This window comes from Bordetella sp. 15P40C-2 (genome assembly GCF_009763235.1).
GTDB lineage: Bacteria > Pseudomonadota > Gammaproteobacteria > Burkholderiales > Burkholderiaceae_B > Bordetella_A.
The window spans coordinates 122677-139307 of sequence record NZ_WSJA01000017.1 but is presented as its reverse complement, the minus strand read 5'-3'; the positions used below and the strand labels follow the sequence as shown (position 1 = coordinate 139307).

The 16631-nt window shown below is 61.5% G+C and carries 18 protein-coding genes; 11 read left to right on the top strand and 7 right to left on the bottom strand.

Annotated elements, in window-relative coordinates; translation table 11 throughout:
• Positions 1 to 44: 44 nt before the first annotated feature.
• Positions 45 to 1697 carry a ShlB/FhaC/HecB family hemolysin secretion/activation protein gene (locus GOQ25_RS07795; RefSeq protein ID WP_236844517.1) on the bottom strand — a complete coding sequence of 551 codons (1653 nt, stop codon included), beginning with the start codon at positions 1695 to 1697 and terminating at the stop codon, positions 45 to 47.
• 438 nt (positions 1698 to 2135) lie between these two features.
• On the opposite strand from GOQ25_RS07795, the gene rimO reads away from it, so the two are divergent.
• The 5 genes from rimO (at position 2136) to GOQ25_RS07770 (ending at position 6103) form a co-directional block, all read left to right on the top strand.
• Positions 2136 to 3452 (top strand): 30S ribosomal protein S12 methylthiotransferase RimO, encoded by a 1317-nt coding sequence (gene rimO / locus GOQ25_RS07790; RefSeq protein WP_160349896.1) that lies wholly within the window; start codon positions 2136 to 2138, stop codon positions 3450 to 3452.
• Between the two features lie 188 nt (positions 3453 to 3640).
• Positions 3641 to 4228 carry a TIGR00730 family Rossman fold protein gene (locus GOQ25_RS07785; protein ID WP_160349895.1) on the top strand — a complete coding sequence of 196 codons (588 nt, stop codon included), beginning with the start codon at positions 3641 to 3643 and terminating at the stop codon, positions 4226 to 4228.
• Positions 4229 to 4257: 29 nt separating this feature from the next.
• Positions 4258 to 4845, top strand: a complete 588-nt coding sequence (locus GOQ25_RS07780) for a hypothetical protein (protein ID WP_202109361.1) — start codon at positions 4258 to 4260, stop codon at positions 4843 to 4845.
• Entirely contained in the window at positions 4842 to 5468 is a 627-nt protein-coding gene (locus GOQ25_RS07775) for an HAD-IA family hydrolase (RefSeq protein WP_160349894.1), read from the top strand. Before GOQ25_RS07780 ends, GOQ25_RS07775 begins: the two co-directional genes overlap by 4 nt.
• An 8-nt stretch (positions 5469 to 5476) precedes the next feature.
• Positions 5477 to 6103 carry a pyridoxamine 5'-phosphate oxidase family protein gene (locus GOQ25_RS07770; protein WP_160349893.1) on the top strand — a complete coding sequence of 209 codons (627 nt, stop codon included), beginning with the start codon at positions 5477 to 5479 and terminating at the stop codon, positions 6101 to 6103.
• Between the two features lie 58 nt (positions 6104 to 6161).
• Here GOQ25_RS07770 and fmt read toward each other — a convergent pair whose 3' ends face one another.
• Both fmt and def read right to left on the bottom strand, forming a co-directional pair.
• The gene (gene fmt / locus GOQ25_RS07765) at positions 6162 to 7106 is read right to left on the bottom strand and encodes a methionyl-tRNA formyltransferase (protein WP_160349892.1); all 945 of its coding nucleotides are present in this window, start codon (positions 7104 to 7106) and stop codon (positions 6162 to 6164) included.
• Between the two features lie 3 nt (positions 7107 to 7109).
• A complete protein-coding gene (gene def / locus GOQ25_RS07760; RefSeq protein WP_160349891.1) occupies positions 7110 to 7622 on the bottom strand; it encodes a peptide deformylase in 513 nt (170 codons plus the stop codon).
• Positions 7623 to 7807: 185 nt separating this feature from the next.
• On the opposite strand from def, the gene dprA reads away from it, so the two are divergent.
• The 3 genes from dprA (at position 7808) to GOQ25_RS07745 (ending at position 10639) form a co-directional block, all read left to right on the top strand.
• Entirely contained in the window at positions 7808 to 9034 is a 1227-nt protein-coding gene (gene dprA, locus GOQ25_RS07755; RefSeq protein WP_160349890.1) for a DNA-processing protein DprA, read from the top strand.
• Between the two features lie 208 nt (positions 9035 to 9242).
• Positions 9243 to 10151, top strand: coding sequence for a hydroxymethylglutaryl-CoA lyase (locus tag GOQ25_RS07750; protein ID WP_160349889.1), 909 nt, complete (start codon positions 9243 to 9245; stop codon positions 10149 to 10151).
• 11 nt (positions 10152 to 10162) lie between these two features.
• On the top strand, positions 10163 to 10639 hold the full coding sequence (locus GOQ25_RS07745; RefSeq protein ID WP_160349888.1) for a hypothetical protein: 477 nt from the start codon (positions 10163 to 10165) through the stop codon (positions 10637 to 10639).
• A 67-nt stretch (positions 10640 to 10706) separates the two neighbouring features.
• On the opposite strand, the gene GOQ25_RS07740 is transcribed toward GOQ25_RS07745, so the two are convergent.
• Positions 10707 to 11945, bottom strand: coding sequence for a PLP-dependent aminotransferase family protein (locus GOQ25_RS07740; RefSeq protein ID WP_160349887.1), 1239 nt, complete (start codon positions 11943 to 11945; stop codon positions 10707 to 10709).
• A gap of 203 nt (positions 11946 to 12148) precedes the next feature.
• On the opposite strand from GOQ25_RS07740, the gene GOQ25_RS07735 reads away from it, so the two are divergent.
• A complete protein-coding gene (locus tag GOQ25_RS07735) occupies positions 12149 to 12859 on the top strand; it encodes a YggS family pyridoxal phosphate-dependent enzyme (protein WP_160349886.1) in 711 nt (236 codons plus the stop codon).
• Position 12860: 1 nt separating this feature from the next.
• Here the strand turns inward: GOQ25_RS07735 and GOQ25_RS07730 are convergent, their stop codons facing one another.
• A complete protein-coding gene (locus GOQ25_RS07730; RefSeq protein WP_160349885.1) occupies positions 12861 to 13358 on the bottom strand; it encodes a copper chaperone PCu(A)C in 498 nt (165 codons plus the stop codon).
• Between the two features lie 44 nt (positions 13359 to 13402).
• Positions 13403 to 14308, bottom strand: a complete 906-nt coding sequence (locus GOQ25_RS07725) for a LysR family transcriptional regulator ArgP (RefSeq protein WP_160349884.1) — start codon at positions 14306 to 14308, stop codon at positions 13403 to 13405.
• Between the two features lie 139 nt (positions 14309 to 14447).
• On the opposite strand from GOQ25_RS07725, the gene GOQ25_RS07720 reads away from it, so the two are divergent.
• Positions 14448 to 15086 carry a LysE/ArgO family amino acid transporter gene (locus GOQ25_RS07720; protein WP_160349883.1) on the top strand — a complete coding sequence of 213 codons (639 nt, stop codon included), beginning with the start codon at positions 14448 to 14450 and terminating at the stop codon, positions 15084 to 15086.
• A 90-nt stretch (positions 15087 to 15176) separates the two neighbouring features.
• Here the strand turns inward: GOQ25_RS07720 and GOQ25_RS07715 are convergent, their stop codons facing one another.
• A complete protein-coding gene (locus tag GOQ25_RS07715) occupies positions 15177 to 15911 on the bottom strand; it encodes a hypothetical protein (RefSeq protein ID WP_160349882.1) in 735 nt (244 codons plus the stop codon).
• A gap of 184 nt (positions 15912 to 16095) precedes the next feature.
• On the opposite strand from GOQ25_RS07715, the gene GOQ25_RS07710 reads away from it, so the two are divergent.
• Positions 16096 to 16560: an HIT family protein gene (locus GOQ25_RS07710; RefSeq protein ID WP_160349881.1), complete on the top strand. Its 465-nt coding sequence runs from the start codon at positions 16096 to 16098 to the stop codon at positions 16558 to 16560.
• The last annotated feature ends 71 nt before the right edge of the window (positions 16561 to 16631 follow it).

The window sequence follows — 16631 nt, the reverse complement described above, 5'->3', positions numbered from 1 at the left end:
GCATATCCGATGAACGCGATGGATCTGGCGAGTTGAGGTGATACTCAGAACTCGAAGATCACTGCCAGCGAATAAACCGTAGGCGCCGTCTTCAATGCCTGCGGCTTTTTCAAGGGCCAACCGGCCGAGAGGTCATAGCCCGCTGTGACATACGGCAAACTCAATCGTCCCCGCACGCCGATCGCCGCGCCAATCAAGGTCCGTTCAGTGAGATACTGGGATGAAGCGCCCCCCACGCGGCCTGCATCCAGCGCGGCGTATAGCTGATGCCCCGGCGTACGAAGCAGCCGATCGAGGTTGAACGACAAGTCATTGCGCAGATACCATCCGTCTTCACCAGCCAGCGTCATCTGGCCATCAAAACCGCGCACGGTGTATCGGTTGCCGATATTGAAATAGTCGGCGGGAATGATCGCGGTCTTGGCGTGTTGGATCTGCCAATTGGCTTGATAGGCGAGCGCTTGCTCGCCCCATCGAAAAGGCAGATAGAGACCGGCACGGGCGGTCAGAATCGTGCTTTGACCATTCCAGTCCGGGTCGCCAAATACAAAGCCCGGCCGATCGGAAAACTGTGGCATCGTGCCGCGCACGCCGCCGCCGATATCCAGCACCGCCCGCCCCACATAGTGGCGATGGCCCACATTCAACTCGTATCCCGTCATATCCCGCCGTTGCACGTCGATCGCCACATCATTAAGCGCACTGGACGTGCGCTTGCGCACCACGGCCAACGAGGCGCTGCCCTTATATGAGGGTCCGCGATACGGTACGACGGACACGCCGGCTTGCCATTGCTTGGTGCTACCGCTGTAGATAAGGGGTTCATCAAACCCCGGCAGCGTCTGCCGATACGTCGACTTGCCCGCGCCCGCGAAAAACATCCAGTACCCGAACGGGATGCTGTAATTGATCGACCCTGCACGCGTGTTGGAATCGTGATCGCGCCATCCGGCATTGCTACTCCACGACACGGACAACTGGTCATACAGAAATAGCGGGGAATCCAACGTCAAGCCGGCATAGACTTGCTCTCTGTCTATGCTCTGCATGCCCGAGTTATCGCCTCCAACGTAGCCATGCCAGCGCTTGCCCGTGCCGGGACGAATATGGATATCCGACTCACCTAGCCCCGCACCCGGAACCACATCGATGCTGGCATCGGCCTGCCCGCTAAGCCGGCGCATATTCTCCAGCGCCTGATCGAGATCCCGCTGATTCAAGTTGCCACCGGGCCCGGTCGGCACGACGGTACGCCACCAACCGATAGTGGGATCGCCTTCAACCGCCGAGATGCGTCCAGGCAGATAGCGCAGTATCAGGCGTCCGTCGCGCAAGGACTGCTCTGGAATCAGCACCCGGGCAGTGATCTGCCCGCGTTCGATCAAGATGGCAGTCAAGCGCTGTTGCAACATCTGCAGACCTCGCCCTCCCACGCAAGTCCCGGTGCTCACCTCTGCCTGACGGCGCAATTGCGCCGGCGGGGAATCACCGTCCCACAGCACTTCCCGTATTTCGAAACAAGGGGATTCTTGCGGCAGCCGCAGCACCTCTGAGCCAGTCACTGGCGCGTCCGGATCCGAGAGCACATCGGGCCGCTGCACGGCACGTTCACGTTGCAATTCGAGCTGCTGATCTTGGCGGCGCTGGATGTCAGCGGCATGATCCGCGGCCTCGGTCGCCAGTGACTGAGCCCTCAAAGGATGAGCAAGACACGTGATCCCGATCAGGCAAATAGAAAGAAATGAGAACCGCAAGAACGGGAGTTTGAGCACGAAACGGGGATGCTAAAGAGGAGGTTTGACCTGCACGATCGAAAAGCCCGCGAAGAGAATTGCAAGGATCAGGCGTGGCTTTGGCAGCCAGAACGTGCACGGAATATGAGGGCAAAAAATTATCATGAGCGTGCCGCGATTTCGATTGGCATCGGTCTGATATTGCCGCTGCTCGCACCATGGGACAGAGACTCGTTGCCACGCACCAGCCCCTGACGACACACCTCCGATAACCCCCCTCGGATGAGCCGTAGTGAGACCTGCAAAACCCCTGTTGCCCCCGCCTGCAATCGATGCGATCCGCCCACGGTAAAATCCCCTTTTTTCGACCCGAGCGCACAAGCGCCCTTCGAGGTATCCCCCATGTCTTCCCCCAAAGTCGGCTTTGTCAGCCTCGGCTGTCCTAAAGCCTTGGTCGACTCTGAACGCATCCTCACGCAACTGCGCACCGAGGGTTATCAAGTCACGCCCGAATACAACGACGCCGACGTGGTTGTCGTAAACACCTGTGGCTTTATCGATAGCGCCAAGGCCGAGTCGCTCGAAGCCATCGGCGAGGCGATCGCGGAAAACGGCAAAGTCATCGTGACGGGCTGCATGGGCGTTGAAGAATCCGTCATTCGAGAGGTGCACCCCAGCGTGCTGGCCGTGACCGGCCCGCAGCAATACGAGGAAGTCGTTCGCGCCGTCCACCAAGCCGCGCCGCCCAAGGCCGATCACAACCCCTACATCGACCTGGTTCCCCCTCAAGGCATCAAACTGACCCCGCGTCACTACGCCTATCTAAAGATCTCCGAAGGCTGTAATCACCGTTGCAGCTTCTGCATCATCCCGTCGATGCGTGGCGATCTGGTCAGCCGCCCCGTGGGCGATGTGTTGAGCGAAGCCGAACGCCTGGTTAAAGCCGGCGTAAAAGAACTGCTCGTCATCTCGCAAGACACCAGCGCCTATGGCGTGGACGTGAAATACCGCAGCGGCTTCTGGAACGGCCGTCCGGTGAAAACGCGCATGACCGAACTCTGTTCGGCCTTGTCCGAGCTAGGCGTATGGACGCGCCTGCATTACGTCTATCCCTATCCGCATGTGGACGAAGTCATCCCGCTGATGACCGAGGGCAAACTCCTGCCTTATCTGGACATCCCGTTCCAACATGCGAGCCCCCGCATTCTGAAGGCCATGAAGCGCCCGGCGTTCGAAGACAAAACGCTGGCGCGCATCAAGCGTTGGCGCGAGGAATGCCCGGACCTGACGCTGCGTTCGACCTTCATTGTGGGCTTCCCCGGCGAAACGGAAGAAGACTTTCAATACCTGTTGGACTGGATGAGCGAGGCGCAATTGGATCGCGTCGGCTGTTTCCAATATTCGCCGGTCAACGGCGCGCCAGCCAACGCGCTCGCCGATCCGGTGCCCGACGAGGTCAAGCAGGAACGTTGGGAACGCTTCATGGAACATCAGCAAGCGATCTCCGCCGCGCGTCTGCAAAACCGCATCGGTCGCGAGATCGATGTGCTGATCGACGAAGTCGATGAGGACGGCGCCATAGGCCGCTCGAGCGCCGATGCGCCCGAGATCGACGGCAATGTATATGTCAGCGCCGAACGCCAACTGCGCCCGGGAGAACTGGTGCGCGTGCGGGTCACCGACGCTGACGAGTACGATCTGCACGGCGACCTGATTTAAACCCGCCACACCCTCAATCGCATGCGCGGGCGCCCCTGGCGAGCGCCCCCGCATGTCCGTTTACGAACCGTCCAGACACACGAGAAAACCGGCCGCCACGCGGCCAAACTGCCATTTGCGTAAACTAAGAGATTAGGAAGAGGGCTTTCGGCACGATTGGAAAGTCCGTTCATTGTCTTTTCAACGCTATGACAATCAAAAATCTCTGTGTCTATTGCGGCTCGAACGCCGGCAACCGTCCCGACTACATCGAAGCCGCCCGCGCGCTGGCGCGGGAGATGGTCCGCCGCGATATCGGACTGGTCTACGGCGGCGCCAGCGTAGGCATCATGGGGGCCGTGGCCGATGCGGTGCTGGCCGAAGGCGGCCGGGCCGTCGGGATCATTCCCGAAAGCCTCATGCGCAAGGAAATCGGGCACCGCGAGTTGACCGAGCTGCACATCGTCGGCTCCATGCACGAACGCAAGACCATGATGGCCGAGCGTTCGGACGGCTTTATTGCCTTGCCAGGCGGCGCGGGCACGCTAGAAGAACTATTCGAGACGTGGACCTGGGCACAGCTAGGTATGCACCAAAAGCCCTGCGGTATGCTGAACATCGCCGGGTATTACGATCAATTGGCCGGCTTCCTCGACCACGCGGTGCAAGAGTCATTCATACGCGCCGAGCACCGCGCCATGCTCATCGTTGAACAACAACCCTCCGCTTTGCTGGATCGCTATGCCGCTTACACGCCGCCTACGGTCTCGAAATGGATAGACCAAGGCGAGCATTAATCGGACTGCTCTGCCCATCCTTATCGATTATGTCTATCGCCTCCGCCTCCTCACCCACCACCGCATCCGTCATGCGGAACTACCTGCACGCCAAGGACGAGAATCGCCCATTCTTTATGACGCGTGCCTTTGCGTCCGATGCCTCGTTGAAAATGACGTTGCGCACGGCCGCCATCGCTTTCCCCCCGCATGCTCATGGCCGCGAGGCCATTACCGAAACCTTGGTCAGAACGTTCGGACAGACCTACGAGAACGTCTACACGTTTTATCTGGACCATCCCGGCGAGCAAGCCCTGCTGGAGGACTACGCATGCGACTGGTTCGTCGCCATGAACGAGAAAGCCAGCGGGCGCGTTCGCATCGGCTGCGGGCGCTATGACTGGACATTCCAGCGCGAACCGCATCTCGCAACCAGCCTGGTCATCACAATCGAAACCATGCTGGACTTGCCGGCCGATACCGGGCCGTCTGTCTTTGGCTGGATCACCACCCTGCCCTACCCCTGGACGGATGCAGAGCGCGTGGTGCAGACGGCGCCCCCTATCGAGGCCTTGGCCCCTGTCATGCAGTGGCTACGCCGGGGTCATGTCACGGACCCACTGGGCAGCACCGCGTGAAATACGACTTGGTGGCCTTCGACTTTGATGGGACCTTGGCCAATACGCTGCCCTGGTTCGAGTCCATCATGGACGAGGTGGCCGAGAAATACGGGTTTCGCAAAGCCAACGCGGAGGAACGCGCTCAGCTGCGATACCGCAGCGCCCACGAAATCCTGGCGTTTCTGGGCGTGCCGATCTGGAAGCTTCCCTCCATCATGGCGCATGTGCGCAGAAAAATGCACGACGTCGCACCCGATGTGCGGCTATTTGACGGCATACCCGAGGCACTGACCCAACTGCGCGCGGCGGGACTGCGTATGACGGTGCTCAGTTCCAACTCGCAGGCAAACGTGCAGCGTGTGCTGGGTCCGCAAGCCTCGTCGTGGTTCGATGATTACGAGTGTGGCACGGACATGTTCGGCAAGGCCTCCAAGCTACGACGCCTGCTTGCCCGTTACCGCCTGGCGCCGCAACGGTGCTTGCTTGTCGGTGATGAGATGCGCGATATTGATGCGGCGCGCAAAGCGGGGGTAAACGTGGCGTCCGTGGCCTGGGGTTATAACCATGTCGATGCCTTGCGCGCGCACGGACCCGACGAGCTCATTCTGACCGTTGCTGATCTGCCGGCCAGACTCATCTAGAGGAAACCATGGACCTGAACGAGACCCACTTCATTAATGATACCGAAGCACTCCAGGCGCTTTACGGCGAGCCCGCTCCGGCCTCGTTGCTCAAGGAAGTGGACCACGTTCACCCGCACTATCGTGCCTTTATCGAGGCCGCGCCCTTTGTCGTTCTCGCCACCGTCGGCCCCGATGGCCTTGATGCCTCGCCGCGTGGCGACCCAGCGGGTTTTGTCACCATCGCTGATGACAAGACTCTGCTGATTCCGGACCGTCGGGGCAACAACCGTTTGGACAGCCTGCGCAACATCGTGGCCGATCCGCGCGTGGCGCTGCTTTTTCTGGTGCCGGGTGTGAATGAAACGCTGCGCGTGAATGGCCGCGCGCGTATCAGCGTCGATCCCGATCTGCTCGCACGCTTTGCCCTCAACGACAAGCCGCCTCGGTCTGTCGTAGTGGTCGAGGTAGAAACGGTCTACTTTCAATGCTCGCGCGCACTGCTGCGCTCCGCGCTTTGGGATGCCGACAAGCAGGTTGATCGCACCACCCTACCCAGCGTGGGCTGCATGCTGGCTGACTTGAGCGCAGGGACGTTCGACGGCGAGACTTATGACCGCGAACTCGCGGATCGGGTGCGTAAAACGCTGTATTGAGGGGCGGCAGGCCGCGCAAGCATGACGCTCGACGCGGCTTTTCACTGGGTGGCGCGACTCAAACGGGTAGCTGCCAGCCCCGCACGAAAATATCAACCGGCTGACGCTTACCGCCCGCTTTTTGCAGTTCAAGCAGCCGCAAAACGCCTGCCCCGGTGGCCACATCGATGCCTTGGCCAGATACCTGCAAAATCGTTCCCGGTGCAGCCTGCGCAGCGGTATCCAAGGCCTCGGCGCGCCACACTTTAACAGGCGCGTCTAAGCCAGGCAGACGCACTGTCGCGCCCGGCACGGGATTGAAGGCACGTACCCGCCGCGCCAGGAGGCTGGCAGGTTGCGTGCAATCCAGCGCGGCTTCGGCCTTGTCGAGTTTGGCCGCGTAGGTCACGCCTTCGGCCGGCTGCGCGCGTGCGGTCAGACCCTCGGCTTGCAACGCCCGCAAGGCCTCCACAATCGCGACGCCGCCTGCCTCGGCCAGCGCATCATGCAATTGCGCTGCGCTGTCGGTCGGGCCAATAGGCACACGGCGTTCCAAGAGCATATCGCCCGTATCCAGGCCTTCGTCCATCTGCATGATGGTGACGCCGGTTTCGGTGTCGCCCGCTTCAATGGCGCGCTGAATCGGCGCAGCGCCGCGCCAGCGCGGCAGTAAGCTAGCATGAATGTTCAGGCAGCCGCGAGGCGGCAGCTCCAGCGTCCAGCGCGGCAGGATCAAGCCGTAGGCGGCGACGATCATCACCTCGGCGTTCGCTTGCTCCAGCTGCGCGCGTGCCTCGGCGGCGTCCTCCGGGAACTTGCCATCCAGGCGCAAGCTACGAGGTTGCGCGACCGGGATCCCAGCGGCCACGGCCGCTTGTTTCACCGGGCTCGGCGTTAATTTCAAGCCACGGCCGGCCGGCCGATCCGGCTGCGTGAATACGAGCGGGATCTCGTGCCCCGCAGCCAACAACGCGTCGAGCGCGACGCGGGCGAATTCCGGCGTACCAGCAAAGACCAGGCGCATGGATCAGGCTCGCAGCGCTTCGCGTTCGGCTTTTTTCAGCTTGGTCTTGATGCGATTCTGCTTGAGGTTCGACAGGTACTCGACAAAGACCTTGCCGTCCAGGTGATCCAGCTCGTGCTGAACGCACACCGCCAGCAGACCATCGGCCTCGGCCTCGTACGAATTGCCTTCAACATCCAACGCGCGATAGCGGATCCGCGCGGCGCGTTGCACCTCGTCGTAGATGCCAGGCACCGACAGACAGCCTTCCTCATACGTCTGGCGTTCTTCGCTTTTCCAGGTGATCTCGGGGTTAATCAGCACACGCAGCTCGTTGCCCTGTTCGGACACATCGATGACCACGACGCGCTCATGCACATCGACCTGGGTGGCGGCTAAGCCCACGCCCGGGGCGTCATACATCGTCTCGGCCATGTCGCGCACCAGCTTCCGGATGCGGTCGTCCACCACCGCAACCGGCTTGGCCTTTTTGTGCAGGCGCGGGTCGGGGTAATGAAGAATAGGAAGCAGAGCCATAGCAAAAACAGGTGTTAAAGCTGAGATTTCAGCGGTTCGTTAATAATAATTCATTAGACACTTGATTTCTAATAGTTTTCTTCTAACAGGATGATGCACAAAGCGGGCTAAATTCGTCCCATCTCCGCCCGACCGTCCGGATGCGTCATGCGACACTATCCGTTCGTTGGGCCATTCGTTGATCCATGCCGCTTACTCATTCTCCTGCCGAGCTATCCGCCTGGTTACGTTTTTCGCTCGAGCCGGGCCTCACGCCCGCCCTGCGCTACCCGCTGCTGTCCACGCTCGGTTTGCCCGAACACATCTATTCTCTCGGCGCGTCGGCGCTGGCCAAAGTGGTGCCCCAAGCGCTGGCTATCCAACTGGCCGCCAGCACGCCGCCCGAAGTACAGGAACAAATCGAGCGCACGCTGCAATGGGTGGATCAACCCGGGCACACCATCCTGACGCTCGCGGACGCAGAATATCCGCAGAACCTGCTCACCATCGCGGACCCACCCTTGCTGCTGTACGTGAACGGCGACCCTGGCTATCTCAGCCGGCCCGCGTTGGCCGTGGTGGGCGCGCGCAACGCCACGCCGGGCGGCTGCGAGAACGCGCGCGCCTTTGCTCAGTATCTGGCCGGCGAAGGCTGGTGCGTGGTCAGTGGCCTCGCGCAGGGCGTCGATGCGGCCGCGCACGAAGGCGCGCTGCAGGCCGGCCCCCAGGGCGCGGGCACGGTGGCCATCATGGGCACGGGCATCGACCGTGTTTACCCGGCGCGCCACCGCGACCTCGCGCACCGTATCGCCGAGCATGGCGCATTGGTATCCGAATTGCCGCTGGGCATGGGCGCCCTGCCACACCATTTCCCCGCGCGTAATCGCCTCGTGGCCGGGCTGGCGCGCGGCGTACTCGTCGTAGAAGCGGCCCGTCAAAGTGGTTCGCTGATTACCGCGCGTCTCGCGGGCGAAAGCGGCCGAGAGGTGTTCGCGATACCAGGATCCATCCATTCGCCCCTGTCGCGCGGCTGTCATGCACTGATCCGCCAGGGCGCCAAGCTCGTGGAGACCGCGCAAGACATCACCGATGAACTGGGCGGGTCACGCCGCTCAGCCGACAGCGGCCGACCGGCCGCTTCGACGCGGGGCCGCGCTCGTGGGCAAACGAAATCGGTGGCTCGGTCTTCGCAATCGCCCGCAACGTCCGACAACGAGGACGCACCGCCGCCTGAACACACCGACACGGACGCCTCCGACCCTTCTGACACGCCCTTATTGCGTGCGCTGGGCTATGACCCGCTGCATTTGGACGTATTACAGGAACGCACCGGCCAGGACATTCCGACCTTGACCGCACAGCTGCTCGAACTGGAGCTGGCAGGTCACATTGCACGCCTGGAGGGCGGCCGTTTTCAGCGGTTGAAGTCGTAAAGTCGTAATAGCGCGAACGCGGAGGCACCGACAGTGCGTCTCCGCCCATGCGCCGGACGGGCGAGGATCACCGCGTTGACCCACCATCCACCGCTGTGCCAATCGACTGCGATATGATTTCTCGATCATTGACCGAGTCATGCGCCCGCGTCATTGCCGATTTAGCCAATCGCATCACGCCACGATGCGCCGCCCCATAGGAAACGCCATGAGCTTGCCATCCCGCGCCAAGATCGTCGAGGTTTCGCCCCGCGATGGCCTGCAGAACGAGAAATCGCTCATCAGCACCGATATCAAGGTGGAACTGATCGACCGGCTGACCGCCGCTGGGTTTCCAAACATCGAGGCCACGTCATTCGTGTCGCCCAAGTGGGTGCCCCAAATGGCCGATGCGGCCGATGTCATGGCGCGGATCCAGCGCAAAGCGGGTGTCATCTACTCCGTGTTGACGCCGAATATGAAAGGGCTGGATGGCGCCATCGCCGCCCGAGCCGACGAGGTCGTGATCTTTGGCGCGGCCAGCGAAGCCTTCTCCCACAAAAACATCAACTGCTCCATCGCCGAATCCATCGCGCGTTTCGAGCCCGTGGCCGAGGCCGCGCGGGCGGCGGGCTTGCGCTTGCGCGGGAGCATCAGCTGCGCGCTGGGCTGCCCGTATCAGGGCGAGGTCCCGGTGGCCGCCGTCGTCGACGTGGCGCGGCGCTACCTTGCCCTGGGATGCGATGAGATCGACGTGGCCGACACGATTGGTGTCGGTACGCCCAAGCGTGTGCGGGAAGTGATGAGCGCCGTCACACAAGTCGTCGATCCGGCCCGCATCTCTGGCCATTTCCACGACACCTATGGGCAGGCGCTGGCCAATATTCTCGCGGCATTGGAGACGGGGATCGCTATATTCCATACCTCCGTGGCGGGGCTGGGCGGCTGCCCCTACGCGCGCGGGGCCACCGGCAATGTGGCGACCGAGGACGTGCTGTACATGCTGCGCGGTCTGGACATCGAAACCGGCGTCGATTTCGATGCAGTCGTCGATATCGGGCAGTGGATGGCGGCGAATCTGAATCGCGCCAGCGGCAGCCGCGCGGGCAACGCCATCGCGGCTAAACGGACGGCCTGACGGTAGAACTTATGCATCCTCTGACTGCAATACCCCCGCTCGAAGAGCGCCAGGCGCTGTTACGCGAAATCGGTCCATTGCCCTTATCCGGCCAGGCCTGGCCTGACTGGGTACGCATCCTGGCGTGGGTCATTCTCGGCGTCATCGGCTTGCAGATCGTGCTGACGGCCATCCGCCTGCCGCCGGAACAGATCAGCGCCACCGCCGCCGGGATTGTGCTGCTGTGTTTCGTGGGCCTCGCCCTAGTGACGTGGCATATGCAGCGATCCGTCACCACGATTGACGAGGCGGGGCTGCATCAGACCTGGATCACGCGACGCGCGGTGACCTGGGACGAGATGCACTACGCGAAATTCGTGCCGCTGCTCTTTTCCAAACGTCTGGTGGTCTTTACCCAGCGCGGCCGCCCCGTGGTGTTCCAGGGCGGCACACGTGAATTGCAAATCGCCTTTGCGAAAATCTCGCTGTTGTATCGGCGCAAGCAGTAGGCTGACGCGCGGTGTGCTGAAAGGCCAGAGGCTGGCCCGGTCAGCCGCGGCTGCGCCGATCTCGCTGTTACGGCAACGTGATCGACACCGGCGCATTGGCCTCGCAGGCTTCCAGCGCCCGGCCGAGCCGCGCCATGCCTTCGGCGATCTGGGCTTCGTTCATGGTGGCAAACGACATGCGCATTGCGTACAAATCGGCCTGCTCGGGATCCGCGTAGAACACTTTACCGGGCACATAAACCACCCCGTGTTCGATGGCGTAGGGCAAAAGTCGCGTGGCGTCGATATCGCCATTTAGCCGCGCCCAGAAAAACATGCCGCCCTCGGGTTGGCTGAACACGATGCGGTCGGCGAGCGATGCTCGCAGCGATTGCGCCATCGCGTCGCAGCGCGCCCCATAGGCGGCGCGGATACGCGGCACATGCTTGGTGTAGCGACCATCGGCCAGGTATTGCGCCACGATTTCCTGGATCCAGGCCGAGGACGCCATATCGTCCGCTGCTTTTGCGCCCACGCAGCGGCGGCGCACCTCGGCCGGGGCCACCAGCCAGCCGATACGCAAGGACGGCGCCATGGTCTTGGACATCGTGGACAGATACACCGCCCACTGCCGCGCCTCGCCCTCGGCGAGCGCCGCGATCGGGGGCACGCTCTCGCCAGCAAAGCGCAGTTCGCCGTAGGGATCGTCTTCCACGATCAGGAATTGGTATTTGACCGCCAGCTCCAACAGACGCAAACGGCGTTCGCGACTGATCGTGGCGCCGCAGGGGTTGGAGAACGAAGCCACCACGCAAACCATCTTGGGCCGGATCCGCGCTGCCATTTCATCCAGCGCGTCGATATCCACGCCATCCGGCCCCGACGGCACGGTATGCACAGTGGCACCGGTATAGCGCAGCGCCTGCACCGAGTTGGGAAAGGCCGGGCTTTCGATAATGACGTGGTCGCCCGGCTGCAACATCACGCGGCTCACCAAGGCCAGCGCCTGTTGCGAACCACCCGTGACGGCCAATTCCGTGTCGGGGTCGCAAATCAGCCCCCGCTCGGCGGTCAAGGCCGCCAACGCATGCCGCAGGCTCGCCTGTCCGTCGATATTGGAATACTGCAAACAGCTGCCCAGACGACCCGCTACCTGCTCGGCCGCGGCGTTCAGACCCTCCACGTCGAACAACTCCTGGGCGGGATAGCCGCCCGCGACGGATATGTTGCCCGGCTGCAAAGCGTAAGGCATCAGCGAACGGATAGGCGAGGCGGGCGGGTTCTGAAAGGGCGCGGCGAACGCGTAGTTGGGTGCGGCGAGCGACATGGAGCGAAATAGCCGAAAAAGTGGGCGCCGGGCTGCCGGCGCAAAATCCGGCGACCAATGACGTAGCGCACGGATACAGGAACAAAAGCCCGACGATTCTATGCCTGGCCCCGCCCAGGGTCAACGCGAGCCCGTGGAGGTAGAACCACGAGGTGCCGCCGGGACGTTTATCATCGTGTTTTCGACACAGTCAGCACATTCCGATGAATATCGAGGACACGATGTCGGCCCGCGTGGCCCGTATCCAGCAACGTATCGACGCCGCCTGCGCCCGCGCCGGGCGCCCGGCCGGCAGCGTCGCCCTTTTACCTGTCAGCAAAACATTCGGACCCGAAGCCGTGCGCGAAGCCATCGCGCTGGGCTACACCCGATTTGGCGAGAACAAAACGCAGGAGATCCGGCAAAAGCGCGAAGCGTTATCCGACGCGGCGGTGCAATGGGTCATGATCGGACACCTGCAAACCAATAAAGCCAAAGACGCCGCGCGCGACGCATCCGAGGTCCAGTCGCTCGATCGTCTGGAGCTTGCTCACACGTTGCAGCGTCGCCTCGACACGGAAGGCCGCGAGCTGGACGTGCTGGTTCAGATCAAGACCTCGCCCGAGCCCAGCAAACATGGTTTGCCGCCCGAGGAGGCCGCCGCGTTTCTACGTACGCTCGCGAGCGAATGCCCGGCCCTGCGCGTGAAGGGCCTGATGACGATGGCCGTGCAGTCCGATGACATGCAGGCCGTTCGCGCGTGTTTCCGCGCGCTGCGCGATTTGCGCGACCGTCTGCGAGCGGAAGCCATCGAAGGCGTCGAGCTCGACAGACTGTCCATGGGCATGAGTGGCGATTTCGAAATCGCCATCGAAGAAGGCGCCACCGAGGTTCGTATCGGCAGCGCCATTTTTGGCACCCGGAACTACGCCTGAATTAGTGCTTCATCGAGTGCGAGCTGTGATCATGCTCGCCTTTTTGCATGTGACCGATCGGCATGACATGGAATTTCACGGCCACCTCGCCCGCTTTTTCGAATTTCAGCGTGGCCGGAATTTCGCCATCCTGGCTAAAGGGTTGCTTTAGATTCAGGAACATCACGTGATAGCCACCCGGGGCGAGCTTGACCTCGCCATTGGCGGGCACGGCAATTCCGTCCGGCACGTGGCGCATCCGCGCCACGCCGTTCTCGGTCTCGATGGTGTGCAACTCGACGCGTGCGGCGGCATCCGAATTCACCGATAGCAGGCGATCGGCGTTGGCGCCGGAATTCTTGATCTCCATATAGCCAGCGCCATTGGCCTGACCCGGCGCGGTGGCACGCACCCACGGATGATCGACGCGAATCTGCCCGATGGTGTAATCGTGCGCCCAAGCCGACGCGATGGAGGACAAACCCAATGTGGCAGCTAGCGCCCACTGACGGAAATTCATGTATACGTCTCCGAGAACTGATCAGCGCTATGCGGCGCTGACGATTAACGCCGTCGGATCAAGCCGCCCGCCTTGGCAGCAGCCAGAACCGAATCGGTCAAAGTCTTTAGAGCCTCTGAGTTTACCCCCCAATGTTGCCAATACAACGGCACGTCTTCCGTGGCGCGCGGGCGTAATGGGACTAAATCACCTGCTTGCAATGCCTGCTGCACCAGCGGCAATGGATTCATCGTCCAACCCAGCCCGTCCAGCGTCGCCTGCACAAAGGCGCGCGATGAAGGCAACCACCACACCGGTGGCTGCCAGGGTTCGTCGCCCATCACCTTGCGCGCAAAACGCGCCTGCATGGCGTCCTTACGGTTAAACACGAGCACCGGCGCGCGCGCCAAGGTGCGGGCACTCACGCCCGACGAAAAATACTTTTCGTGAAACGCGGGCGTGCAGGTGGCCACATAACGCATGCTGCCCAAGGCGTGGACCCGACAGCCCTGCACCGGATCGCCCATGGCCGTGACCGCGCCGAGCACGGTCCCGTTACGCAACAGCGCGGCAGTATGGTCCTGGTCTTCGGATTGCAGTTCGAGGGTTGTCCGGCTGCGGCTGGCGAACTGGCGTGCCGCTTCCATAAACCAGGTTTCCAGGCTGTCGTGATTGACCGCCACCGTCAAACTGACTTGTGGCGCCGCGTCACCATCCAGGCCCAGGCGTCCTAGCGCATCGTGTTCCAGCAAGGCGGTTTGTTCGGCCAGCTGCACCAGTACCTGTCCATCTGCTGTCGCCACCGCTGGCACCGTACGCTGTACCAGCAAGCGGCCCATGCGCTCTTCCAATGTCTTGATGCGTTGCGAGACCGCGGACGGCGTGACGTGCAGGACGGCCGCCGCCCGCTCGAACGTGCCTTCGCGCACCACGGCGGCCAAGGCGCGCAGATGGCCATGGTCAATTCGCATGAGAACACCTATATGTGACGATTAAGTAATTCTAAATCAGCTTAAATTAAATTAGCTTCATTTCATATCGAGAATGGTCCAGAATGGCAGCCATCCCGCCGCCCCTTTTGCGGCGTAATTTTTAATTCGGCTTGCAGTTATGTTCTCGCTCATCTCTACCCCTGCCACGTTTTCTGCCTGGGCCAGCGGCACGGCCACCGGGCTGGGTCTGTTCGCGGTCGTGGGCGCACAAAGCGCCTTCATCCTGCGTCAGGGTTTGATGCGTGCACACCTGCTCAGCATTCTCGCGATCTGCGCGCTGTTGGATGGCATCTGTATTTTTGCCAGCGTGTGGGGCCTGCAAGCCGTCGTCAGCTGGTTCCCGTGGCTGACGCATGCAGTGCTTTGGTTCGGCGTACTGTTTCTATCGTGGTATGCGATTCAATCCGCGCGCCGTGCGATTCGCGCCGAGGGCGGATTGGTGGCCGCGAAACATGCCGTGCCCTCTCGGTCGGCGGCACTCTTGGCCGCAGCGGGCTTTACGCTCTTGAATCCCCACTTTTGGTTGGACATTATGGTGTTGGGGTCTTTGGCGCATGGCTTTGACGAGGCTCGATTGGCGTTCGCCGCCGGGGCCGTCACGGCCAGTGTGTTGTGGCTGATCGTGCTGGGCGTGGGTTCACGTGTGTTTGCGCCCTACTTTGCCAACCCGAAGGCCTGGCGGGTACTTGATGGCGTCATTGCGCTCATCATGATTGCCTTGGCTGTAAGGTTGGCGATGAATGGACTTTCTGCTTGATCGTTTAATCGGCAAACAAAAACAAAACCGCGCACGACCCGGCCTGCTTCGGCAGAGTCGCGCGCGGGGCTGCACGCTTACAAGCGGGTCTTACATGTACGACGCGTAGTCGCGGTGGTGCGCGGGCTTGATCGTGGCCATTAGCGCATCCTTGGAGAGTACCGCGGGTGCTTTTTCCTGCTCGTCTTTCATCATGAACTGCGCAACCAGTCGCTCGGCCACCGTCTCCCGCGGCTGCTCTAGCTTCACCGGTTTCGCCGTGGCAGGCGGCCTGTAAGCGGCGAGGATAGGATTCGGATTGATATTGTCCAGGGGCTGAGCCTTGAACGCTGCGACCATCGCGCGAGTGATGTCTTCCGGATAGAGGGTGCTGACATCCTTGATGGCATACCACGTGCCAAGAACGTCCGCCAGCTCGTTGCCTTTCAAACCCAGGTCACGGCCGTCGGTCCTGAACGCCGAGTAAGCCAGCTCTTCGGGGTTTTTCTTCTTGCTCAGGCTTTCGAACGTGGCGTTGCCAGAACCGTATGTAAAGACATTGCGCACGAAGATCGCGGCGCGTCCCAGCCAGTAGGTTTGCGCCTGGTGAGCCTCTTTGATGGCATTACGGATTTCAAACGCCTCGCGGGCGAGGTCTTCGCCAAAGCACTGCTCGTTATCGTGGAACTCTTTGGCCTTTCTCACGAATTCGACGTAAGCCTCGGTAACCTTGGCGTTGTAGCTTTCGCGCACCGCAGCGTCATTGGACGCAAACGGGGCGACGTAGCTCTGAATCGTCTGCTGTATGTCGCCCCAGGTGCTGCTCAGGCTAATGGGAGTGGTCATGAAGTGTCCTTGATATGAAGATTAATCCAGCCACTCGTGAGTAACAGGGGATGGTGAGATGTTCCATATAAAAGGAGCCTCCGGTTCCTCTTGCAGGCTATAGTCACATCCATTGCCGTCAGTGTGCAGTTAAGCACGCCAGGCATCTCTCCCAATCAACGAACTCGACGCTATTTTTGACGCCATGACTGCATGTGATTTCGATTGTCCTCTCTGCGCACAAGACGGCGGCGTTGTGCTTTGGCGCGGCCCACGACTGCGCGTAATCGAAGTCGAAGACGCCGACTATCCCGGATTTACGCGCGTTGTCTGGAACGCACATCACGCGGAGATGACAGATTTGTCTCTGTCCGAACGCGACCTGATGATGCGCACGGTATATATCGTGGAGCAGATCCAGCGCGAGGTGTTCCATCCGGATAAAGTGAACCTCGCTTCCTTGGGCAATATGGTGCCGCACTTGCACTGGCATGTGATTCCGCGTTGGCGCGGTGACCGGCATTTCCCCGATGCGGTATGGGCCGCGCCTCGCATCGTCCCTGGGACGGAGCCTCCGGAATGGAGAGCCAGGCTAGACCGGGTACGCGCTGTGCTGCCGCAATATCGGGAACAATTGATTCGCGCGCTTTCGGCCACGCCAACCGATTAGAGCCACTGCCTGCGCGAAGGCTGCAGGCGCGACATGCAAGCTTATTCCGGCTGGTAATTTGGCAAGCCATG